Origin of the sequence: Brevibacterium sp. FME37 (genome assembly GCF_014897485.1) — a bacterium.
Taxonomy (GTDB): Bacteria; Actinomycetota; Actinomycetes; order Actinomycetales; family Brevibacteriaceae; genus Brevibacterium.
Genome location: NZ_JABUYE010000031.1, coordinates 1 through 10,190, shown reverse-complemented (window position 1 = coordinate 10,190; position 10,190 = coordinate 1). Strand labels below are relative to the sequence as shown.

The 10,190-nt window shown below is 60.3% G+C and carries 9 protein-coding genes; 6 read left to right on the top strand and 3 right to left on the bottom strand.

What is annotated here, in order from left to right:
- The first annotated feature begins 253 nt into the window (after positions 1-253).
- Both INT29_RS19605 and INT29_RS20830 read left to right on the top strand, forming a co-directional pair.
- A complete protein-coding gene (locus INT29_RS19605) occupies positions 254-1,444 on the top strand; it encodes a hypothetical protein (protein ID WP_193073232.1) in 1,191 nt (396 codons plus the stop codon).
- Between the two features lie 645 nt (positions 1,445-2,089).
- On the top strand, positions 2,090-2,539 hold the full coding sequence (locus tag INT29_RS20830; RefSeq protein ID WP_193073231.1) for a Na+/H+ antiporter NhaC family protein: 450 nt from the start codon (positions 2,090-2,092) through the stop codon (positions 2,537-2,539).
- 50 nt (positions 2,540-2,589) lie between these two features.
- Here the strand turns inward: INT29_RS20830 and INT29_RS19595 are convergent, their stop codons facing one another.
- The 3 genes from INT29_RS19595 to INT29_RS19585 form a co-directional block, all read right to left on the bottom strand.
- Positions 2,590-3,477 (bottom strand): N-acetylneuraminate synthase family protein, encoded by an 888-nt coding sequence (locus INT29_RS19595; protein ID WP_193073230.1) that lies wholly within the window; start codon positions 3,475-3,477, stop codon positions 2,590-2,592.
- Positions 3,474-4,883: an acylneuraminate cytidylyltransferase gene (locus INT29_RS19590; protein WP_193073228.1), complete on the bottom strand. Its 1,410-nt coding sequence runs from the start codon at positions 4,881-4,883 to the stop codon at positions 3,474-3,476. Before INT29_RS19590 ends, INT29_RS19595 begins: the two co-directional genes overlap by 4 nt.
- Before the next feature lie 178 nt (positions 4,884-5,061).
- Entirely contained in the window at positions 5,062-6,876 is a 1,815-nt protein-coding gene (locus INT29_RS19585; protein WP_226842269.1) for a dolichyl-phosphate-mannose--protein mannosyltransferase, read from the bottom strand.
- Between the two features lie 130 nt (positions 6,877-7,006).
- Here INT29_RS19585 and INT29_RS20710 point away from each other — a divergent pair, with 130 nt between their 5' ends.
- The 4 genes from INT29_RS20710 (at position 7,007) to rsmI (ending at position 10,095) form a co-directional block, all read left to right on the top strand.
- On the top strand, positions 7,007-7,633 hold the full coding sequence (locus tag INT29_RS20710) for a DUF4190 domain-containing protein (RefSeq protein WP_193073227.1): 627 nt from the start codon (positions 7,007-7,009) through the stop codon (positions 7,631-7,633).
- A gap of 231 nt (positions 7,634-7,864) precedes the next feature.
- Entirely contained in the window at positions 7,865-8,305 is a 441-nt protein-coding gene (locus INT29_RS19575) for a DUF4190 domain-containing protein (protein ID WP_193073225.1), read from the top strand.
- 91 nt (positions 8,306-8,396) lie between these two features.
- A complete protein-coding gene (locus INT29_RS19570; RefSeq protein WP_101574187.1) occupies positions 8,397-8,846 on the top strand; it encodes a DUF4190 domain-containing protein in 450 nt (149 codons plus the stop codon).
- Between the two features lie 388 nt (positions 8,847-9,234).
- The gene (gene rsmI / locus INT29_RS19565; RefSeq protein ID WP_101574186.1) at positions 9,235-10,095 is read left to right on the top strand and encodes a 16S rRNA (cytidine(1402)-2'-O)-methyltransferase; all 861 of its coding nucleotides are present in this window, start codon (positions 9,235-9,237) and stop codon (positions 10,093-10,095) included.
- Positions 10,096-10,190 lie beyond the last annotated feature (95 nt).

The following is a 10,190-nucleotide window of genomic DNA, read 5'->3' as shown; positions in this document are numbered from 1 at the left end:
CGCGGCAACGGAGCCGGAATCATGGGCAACCAGCTACCCATGAAAAATCGAGGCTTGCCGTCACCAAAGGCGGTTTCGAGGACGCACACCCTTCGAGGTTCTCTTTTGGGTGTGAACTCAAGGCTTGATGTTTAAACTAGATCGCTTGCCATATTCAGGAGATTTAAAAGGACAGGGGAATTGTGCTCAAATCGCATATAAATCCTGATAGCGTCGGTTGTGCGAGAGTACTTCCGAGAGTGGGGAAATTAGGATGTCACAGCCCCAAACAGCAACCAGCAGACCTGATGAACACGATAGCGACGAGGTCACTCGTTCGGGTACCTGGCTACTTTTTGATGCTCAGTGTTCGACGTGCGCCCAAATCTCGCAGAAGCTTGAAGAAGCCACGAAAGGACAGCTGGCGGTGCTCCCGTTGGATTCCGCTTTTGCACTTAAAGCCAGACGAGAAGTATTTGGGGAGGATGCGCCTCACAAGCCCACACTACTTAAAGTAACTCAGGGTGAGCCTCGGTGCTGGGTAGGCCCAAGGATCGCACCACTTATTGCGCGAGAAATCGGCATGGAAGCCTCAGTTCGGGTTCTGAAGATTTTGGGCATCGAAAGGTCCGGACACGCTCACGATAAGAGTCAGGGCGAAGCTAGGACCCTCTCGCGACGTGGGTTTGGGCAGATCGCCGCAGGGGTTGCCGCTACGGTCGGGATTTTTGCCACCGGTACTTTCGCGGGCGTGCGCCCTGCCTCTGCTGCAGAGTCACCTGTGAAGTCCGTATCCTACGCTTCGCGGCCCAAGGTCGCGGAGCTGATTTCTGATGCACTCAAGAGCGAAGACTTTCTCAGTATCGCTGACTCAGAGGATGTAGAGCTCGTGAAGTCGAGTTCGCCACAAGCTGTCGATGAGCTCACCGAATCGCAGTTCCAGTTGTCGACGTCGGGTGCGCTTTCGACGTACAGTTCGAGTATGCCAGTCGCGCAGGCCGCGATGAAGAACATGAAGGACGGGCGGGTCGTCGACACGCTTACTGTCACCATCGAAGACGCGAAGGTGATGTATGTTATCAACTTCAACAAAGATGGGCCTGAGACCGAGATTAGAGCCGAACGTTATGTGGTTGATGTTGGTGCGGACCGACTTGAGATCGTGGATTCCAGTTCGAACGGAATTCGTATGGAGCCTGTCCCCGATGGGGTGAGTCCTCACGCATCAGATCCCTGCGGTGGATGTACGAGTGCTACTCATCAGGCGCTTGCCTCAATATGCAAGACAACCGCTCCTGTTGACTGCGTTTTGAGTGGCGTTGGCTGCGCGGGTTGCGTAGCAGGTTGCACTAAGATCAACTTAAATTGCATCGGGTGCGTTGCTACGACGTGCGGGGCTGCGCTTATAAAGTGCTGCAACAAGCAAGAAGGTGGAGCTTGCTTCCCTTGTGGAGTAAAGCCGTGAAAGCAGTTAGAAGTGGAGGCGTAAGTCATGAGAGATATCATTATGTCGTTTGCTCTCGGTTTGTCGTTGGCCACGAGCATTTTAAGTGGGGTTGGTGAACCCACCTTCGGGGTCACGTCAATTTTGTTTGTGATTGTGTTTCCCCTTATCCTTTTGTCGACGTTCATCGCGTTGCTGGTCCAGCACCGAAGAATGGACAGGGGCGCGGATGTGTCTCAGTTTGTTCCAAAGTGAGGATTCGAGACTTCATGGTGCCAATAGTTGAATAGGTTCCGGGCAGCGGGCTGGTGGAATCCTAGACTGAAATTCGTTTAAGGGCATGATTCTAATATCTCATTGGAGTCATGCCCTTTATGTCATTCAGGATTCGTCAGCGGGTGCTGTGAAATTGTCGATAACTTAGAAGCGCGTTCGGGCGTACTTTCGGCGTGCGGCAGCCTCGTGTCAGTATTGTCTTTAATGCGAGATCGGTGGACTAGGAGATTCGCTCCAACGAACGCTTCGGCGAGCGAGCCGTCTTCTTCTGCCACCCCTAATTAAGCGGTCATGTAGTCCGATGCCAATGTCGCATGCGCTCGGCTATTTGATGCCTGGCATCGATGCCGGAACTGACAGGACTCCAATCTCGCCGGCTTTTGTTTAACCTTGAGAACTGTAGCGATCGTCGCCGCTGTCCCGTGCGGGATCTTGGAGAAGACTGGCACCTTCGCTGATCTGATCAACCCGCTCACTCGTCGGAGCAATCCGACTGGCTCGCCTATCACATCAACGATCTTCGCGACATTCCGTGTTTGGTTCTCTGGTGGTGCACAGTTCCTCGCGATCATTCTGGCGGCCCGTGGATACCTAGAGCCGTACAGGGCGATGAATCTCTTCCCGTTGAACCTCTCCAAGGCAGTCGAAGCCGCAGGTGAATCGCTGTGGCGGAGCTCCTACCACGACCGCGGCTTCTTTCGCCGGAGTCTCGGCATCGACCAGTCGCGTCGATTCGTCACCGAACCGAGCGCAGTCTTCTTGAATCTACATGATCGCCGCAACCTCTCGTTAAGAGTGTTGCGACGATCATGTGAGCCCGGCGAGGTGATGGGGCCGTAATCAGCTGATCAGGTCAAAGCGCGATCAGATCAGCCGAGGGTCAGATCAGATCAGACGCTGACCTTGCGGAGCGAATCGATCTTCGACTCTTCGCCTGGCATGACGCGCTTCTCACCGTCACCGAAGGCTGTTTCGAGGACGCGCACGCCCTTGACCAGTGAAGTGAACTCGCGTGGTTCCATCGATGCGGACTGGTCCGAGCCCCACATGGAGGAGTCCAGGGTGATGTGGCGTTCGATGGTCGCAGCGCCCAGTGCGGCGGCGGCGAAGGAGATCTCGAGGCCCAGCTCGTGGCCGGAGTAGCCCACATTCACGCCGTAACGCTCGCGCATGGTGGTGATGGCCTTGAGGTTGACCTCTTCGGGAGGCAGCGGGTAGGTCGAGGTGGCGTGCATGAGAACCAGCTTGTCGCGGTCGAAGACCTCGACGGCTGCATCCAGCGTGGCCCAGTCGGACATGCCCGAGGAGCACAGGACCGGCTTGCCGGTCGCGGCGATCGCACGGAGGAGTTCGAAGTCCGTCAGCGAGGCCGAAGCGACCTTATAGGTCACTGCGTCGAACTTGTTTTCGAGGAAGTCCACGGAGTCAGTGTCCCAGGGGGAGGCGAACCACTGCAGACCGACTTCCTTGGCGTAGCGGTCGATCTCGGCGTATTCTTCCTGGCCGAACTCGACGCGCCACTTGTAGTCGAGGTACGTCATCTCGCCCCATGGGGTGGAGCGCATCTTCGACTTCTGGTGTTCGGGCACAGCCACATCTGGGTTGCGCTTCTGGAACTTCACGGCCTGGGCACCGGCGGTGACGGCGACATCCATGAGCTGCTTCGCAATTTCGACGTCGCCGTTGTGGTTGATGCCGATTTCGCCGATCATGTAAACGGGCTGATTCGGGCCGACGAGGTGGTTGCCGAAGGCCACTGGGGCGAGTTGATCAGTCATGAAACCTGCTTTCGATTGGTACGCAAACCTTCTGCGTGATTCGTGAGCAACGGCTGTTGCTGCGGGTTGGATGGTCGGTGAGTATTGGTCTGGTGTGCGCCTGCGTTGTGTGGATCGAAGCCGAACTGCTCGGTGCCCAGCACCGACGTCAGTCCTCGCGCCGGCAGGCCCTGCGTTGCCTGGTCGGGCACGGGAATGAGGTCGCAGACTTCGCGGACCGCTCCCTTTCCGCCGGGCCGATCGAGGACCACTCGAGCCGCTGCGAGCACCTTGGGGTGGGCGTCCGCGACTGCGATGGGCCAGCCGACGACGTCGAAGGCTTCGAGGTCGTTGATGTCGTTTCCGACGTAGGCCACCCGGGCCGCGTCGAGTCCCTGTTCTTCGATCCACGACGCCAGGACCTTCGATTTATTGTCGACGCCCTGGGTTACATCCACGTGAAGTTTCTCCGCCCTGCGGGTGACGACTGGGTTGCGTTCCTTCGACAGGATCATGACAGGGACCCCTGACTTCACCAGGCGTGAGACTCCCATGCCGTCGCCGCGGTGGACGCGGACCTGTTCGTTGCCGTCTTCATCGACATAAGCGCCGTCGTCGGTGTGGACCCCGTCGAAATCGGTGACGAGGGCGTCGACGTCGATGACCTGCGCGGTCTCCTGTGTGGAGGCGATCGCGCGGACCAGTGACAGGTCGGACATGTCGTCGATTTCACGGGCGTGCTCGGGCGGGACCTCTTCGATCGTGATGCGGCCGAAGAAGCGGTGCCCATGTTCGATGAGCCCGTCGGTGCGCATGACGTAGAAGGCGCCGGTCTCGTTGTAGTGCTTGGCCCGGTCCTGGCGTCGAGGCCGGAAACTGGCCTCGTGCCCGACGGCGACCGCCGATTCGCCTTCGTCGAGGCGCCATAGGAACGAATGGTCCTCAACGGCGGAGAACACGACGTCGGAGTCACCGTCACGGACGGCGGCGACCGCATTGTTGATCGAGGCCGAATCGATGAACGGGGAGGTGCACTGCATGAACACGGTGGTGTCGAAGTCCTCGCCGAGGTTGGCCAGTGTGTGGATCAGTGCCGACTCACTGGTCGCGGTGTCACCGGCGATGTCAGCGGGACGATGGGACACCTCGGCGCCCGCCCGAATTGCTTCTGCGGCGATGCCTTCATGGTCGGTCGAGACGACCACTCGGTCGATGCTCGGCGTCGACTTGGCCGCGTTGATCGCGCGAGCCAGAAGCGAGACGCCGGCGACCTTCTGCAGGTTCTTCAGCGGAATTCCCTTGGAGCCGCCCCGGGCGGGAATGATGGCCACGGCCCGATGCGGCCGTGCTGCGCTCTCGTTGTCAGCGGGCGCTGTGGCCACGCGATCGGTGGGCGCTGGGGGAGTCAGAATCGATTGGTAGTTCACAATGATTCGACGCTAACGACGGCATGTGGCCCCCAGGTGAACGAGCAATGTCGCCGAGGCGACACCTTCGTGGCGGGTGTATGTCGAGTTCTGGTGGGGTGGGGTCAGTCACCCGTGGCGACGGTGCGCGGGGCGCCTGAGGTGACGGGGCGCGGTCACCCGCGCTGATGTGGCGAGGTCAGCGCCAGGTGACGTTCCACATGCGGTTGTTCCAGGCTTCGAACGGGATGACTTCGCCGGTGTAGATCGGCCAGAAGTAGGAGAAGGCCATGATCGCGGCCACGAGGATGAGACCCACTGCCATCCGGCGGCCGAACAGAGACCAGGGGATTCGGGTGCCGCGACCGGCGAAGAGGGGACCGCGCGGATTGGGCGCAAGGTGGGTGGAGATGGTCGGGACGCGGCCCCACAAGAGGGTGAGGCAATAGGTGAATGCGAGAACGACGAAGGGCACCATGACGATCGTGTAGAAGGTGAAGATGGTACGTTCCTGGTAGGCGAACCAAGGCAGCCAAGTCGCGGCGAGCCCGGCCAGGATGACACCGGCGCGGACGTCGCGGCGGATGATCCAGGCGCCCAGCGCAACGAGGATGGCGATGGGTGCCAACCCCCAGATCACCGGATTGCCCACCGAGGTGATCGCCGAGGAGCAATGTTCCACGGTGCAGCCCATGCTGCCCTGGTCCGGGGATTCGTAGTAGAAGGAGGTCGGCCGCCACTGGACGATCCACCCCCACGGGTTCGACATATAAGGGTGTTCGGAGTCGAGTCCGACATGGAACGAGTACGCCGTGTAGTGATAGTGGGCCAGAGACGGCAGCCACAACAGCCAGTCCGGAAGGGAACTCCACCACCCGCCGTTGTCGAATGCCCACTGCCGATCCCAGGCATCGGTGGAGCGAATCCAGCCGGTCCACGTGACGATGTAGGTCAGCAGGGCCACCGGCACCAACTTGATGAACGCCGGAATGCTGTCGCGAATCAGCATGCCCAGCCAGGGATGGACGATGCCTGTACGGTGGCGCGAATGCACGTCCCAGGCGACGACGAGGATCCCGAACGCGGCGACGGCGTAGAGCCCCGACCACTTCACCCCCATCGCCAGACCCAGGCTGATACCTGCGGCGATGAGCCAGGGACGCACGCCGAGGCGGGGCCCGAAGTTGATCAGATCCTTGCGTGGCAATGGGCGACGATCCCGAGATCGTTCAGGTGGGCCGTTTGAGGCCGTGTACCGGGCGAGCTTCTTCGTGACGAACTCTCGGTCGACGACGATGAAGGCGAATGCCAGAAGGACGAAGGCCATGAGGACGATGTCGAGCAGGCTCGTGCGCGAATGCACGAAGTGCTCACCATCGATTGAGAGCAGACCGGCTGCGACGCAGGCGAAGAACGCGGAGCGGAAGAGCTTCCAGGCGATGAAGCCCATGAGGAAGATCGTCAGCGTTCCCACGATTGCTACGGAGAAGCGCCACCCGAAGGAGTCGTCGGCGCCGAAGATGTGGATGCCGGCGCCGATGATCCATTTGCCCAGAGGAGGGTGGACGACATATTCGGGAGTGGACTCAATGACGCTCGGGTCGCCTGCGTTGAAAGAGTCGTCGGCGTTCTCCGGCCAGGAGCGTTCGTAGCCGTACTTGAAGACGGAGTAGGCGTCCTTGACGTAATAGGTTTCGTCGAAGATCAGCCGGTGTGGGAAGCCGAGATTGAAGAGGCGGAGGGCGCCGCCGATCGCCGTGATGAGCAGCAGTGCCGGCCACATCCAGATCGGTGCCCGAGTCGCCCACATTCCGGCGGTGAAGGTACGCCGACGGATGGCAGCAGCATTGGCGCGAATCGATTCGCGCCGGTTCGCGCGACGTTCTCGGGCGATGAGTTTGGTGGGGGCCGCGGGGGAGTCTGTGGGGTGGGTTTCGGAGCGTGAAGGGTCGGTGGACTCATCCGTGGGGTCGGTCGACCGCCTCGGCGCCTGGGGATCTTCGGGTTGAGTCATTATCGTCAAGTTTAAGGTCCGAGGAGATGCTCGCTCCCATCTGGTCCCCAGGGTGAGTCGTTCACGTATTGTCCTTCGAGCCGTCAGGACGACTAAGGTAGTCCTCAACAGGCGGCAAACGAGTGAAACGGTGACGAGCGTGTCTTACAACCCGAACTATCGTCCGAGTGATCCACCACAGGTCGGATCCCAGCAGTTCAACAACGGCTACGGGGCCTCACAGCCGCAGCCCGGATACGGCACCGGCCAGTATCAGGACCAGGGGCAGTACTCGAACCCGAACCCGTATCAGCAGCCCCAGTCCGGTCCCGCGGTCTACAGTCAGCCGGACGCTTATGGCTACAGCCAGCCGGGCACTTACAGTCAGCCGGGCACCTATGGCTACAGCCAGCCAGCGACCTACGGTGCGTCGATGATGTTGATGCGGCCAGCAATGAACTCGCTGTCGGGCTGGGCGATGTGGATGGGCATCATTGGACTGGCCGGCGGTTTCGTCTGCGGCATCCTCTCTCTGGTTCCCATCATCGGCGTCCTGTTCTCCATCATTGCGATGTTCTTGTGGCTCGCCCCAATCCTTGCCGTCATCTTCGGCCACGTGGCCCGTGGACAGATCAAGAGGACCGGTCAGGACGGCCGAGGCCAGGCCACCGCCGGTCTGATCATGGGCTACATCGGGATTGCCTTCGCCCTGCTGGCAGTCATCATTGTCGTCGGAATTGTGGGTCTCGGTGTCTTCGCTGCGGGGATGAGCTACTGATCGGCTCACGAACGGCTCCCGGTCGGTTCCCGAACGGCCAGCTCACGAGGATCCCGAACGGCCGGCTCACGAGGATCCATTTTCTGCTCTGACACCCGTGGTGCAGGACTGCAACAGGGTTGGCTCTCTGAGGACTGCTTGGCTCGATAGCGTTGAAATCAGACGCAAGGGGAACATCCCTTCTACAGGGATCAGCCCGCGAACAGCCACAGCAACAGGAGCGAACCAGATATGCACACTTTGCAACTGCCAGCCAGCGGAATCAACGCAGCTTCGAGTTCGGGATACTCACACGGCGGAGCGCAAGGTGGCTACCCAAGTTATTCCGCACATTCGAATCCCGCAGCGTACGGGCCCAACCCGGGATTCGCAGGACTAGTGACGTATGTCTACCAGCCGATTGTGCCGACGAACACCCTGGCGATCATCGGCATGGTGATGTCGCTGATCGGGGCTTTTACGTCCTTTGTCCCGGCCGGAATCGTCGGAATCGTTATGGGTCATGTCGCTCGCAAGCAGATACGCCAGCGGGGTGAGCGTGGAGACGCGATGGCGGTGACTGCGCTCTGGGCCGGATACCTCGGTGTTGGATTCTGGCTGATCTTCTGGGGCCTCCACTGTGTGGTCGTTGTGCTCGCAATTGCGGCAGGGGCCGCTGAAGGGTCGTACTGAAGTCGGAATTGAGACGCATCTGCGACAGTCTCACCTTTTGTCACAGAGAGCGACTCGGTACCGTTGTAGGCATACGCAAGGAGATCGCGCCATGAGCAGTCAGAGCAACTGGAACAATCCAGACATGTATTATCAGCAGCCGCAGTCAGGCACTGGTTCGAACAATAACTATGGGTCGAACGCAGACTATTCGGGTTCGGCTTACACGGCGAATGCGGTGTACGGTGCAAACACTCAGTACGCAGGTCCAGGACCGGCCGTCGTCTACCAGCCGCTTCCGCCCACGAATTCTTTGGCGATCATCGCCCTCGTCACCTCGATCTTCGGAGTGATGAGTGGCGTTTTCCTCGCCGGTATCGCTGGCATCATCATGGGCCACATTGCTCGAAAGCAGATTCAGGAGTCCGGTGAGCGCGGCGGGGGAATGACCACAGCCGCCTTGTGGGTCGGCTATGGCGGAACCGCGCTTTGGCTGGTCTTCTGGCTGCTGATGATCCTGTTCTACCTTGGCATGTTCGCTCTGATGTTCGCGACAACGTGATCGACAACGTAATCGACAACGTAATCGTTGAGTGATGGCGGCGGTGTGATGGCGACGGCGGGATGGCCGCGGCGCAAGAATTCAGTCGTAATCGCTCAGTCGCACTAGCCCAGCCACACCCGCCGGGGCGCACTTGTGTCGGCGGGCCCGTTTGATTGAGCACGCTGCCGTCGCTTCACCGGTCGAGAGCAGACAGCTAAGATCACGACAGGGCTGACAACGGTGCTGAAGACAGTTGCAGTCCGAAGCTCTGTATATCCGGCGACTGCTCCAGCAGCCACTATTCTCCAAACAACTGTTCTCCCAGCCACTGTTCTCCCACCCGCTGTCGGCCTAGAGGCGTGAATGCCCCGCAGACGACATCTCGCAGATTCACAGGTGCCCGATAATGACCGAAACCGCTGAACATGACTCACCGCATCCCGGCGGCCAGCTCATCTTGGTCGGCACCCCGATCGGCAACCTCGGCGATGCGAGCGAACGCATGCAGCGCGCCATTGCCGCAGCCGATGTCATCGCGGCCGAGGACACTCGCCGTTTCCTGTCGCTGACGCAGCGTCTGGAGCTCACGCACACCAACCGTGTCATCAGCGTCTTCGACCACAACGAACACTCCCGGGCACCCGAGCTCGTCGAACTCATCCGCTCCGGGCAGACCGTTGTCCTGCTCAGCGATGCGGGAATGCCCGCTGTCTCGGATCCCGGCTACCGCGTCGTCAAAGCCTGCGCGGAGGCAGGACTGCCGATCACCTCGACGCCTGGACCCTCTGCAGTGCTCATGGCGCTCGCTGTCTCGGGACTGCCCAGCGACCGGTTCAGCTTCGAAGGCTTTCTGCCGCGTAAATCCGGGGCACGCAAGAACCTCCTCGAGGAGCTGCGCAGCGAGAAGCGGACCATGGTGTTCTTCGAAAGCCCCCACCGCATCGCCGACACGATGGACGATTTCCTCACCGTCATCGGACCAGATCGGCCTATGAGTATCAGCCGTGAACTGACGAAGACCTACGAAGAGACCCTGCGCGGGACCGTGTCCTCGCTGCGTGATCTCGCAGCCGACGGACTGCGCGGGGAGTTGACCCTCGTGCTTGCCGGAGCCACCGCGGTCGAGACTGCCCCGGAGGACCACCTCGACGCTGTCGGTGAACTCGTGGAGTCAGGAGTGCGGGCGAAAGACGCTGCAGGGCAGGTCGCAAAGCAGTTCGGTCTGTCCAAACGTGAGGTCTACGAGGCCTGGCTGCACAGAGAGTGAGAGGACCGGGGCTTCGGGCGCCGGAGCTCAACTGTCGCTCCTCAGGTTGCGGAACAATACATGGGTTGCAACCCATGTATTGTTCCGCAACCTGA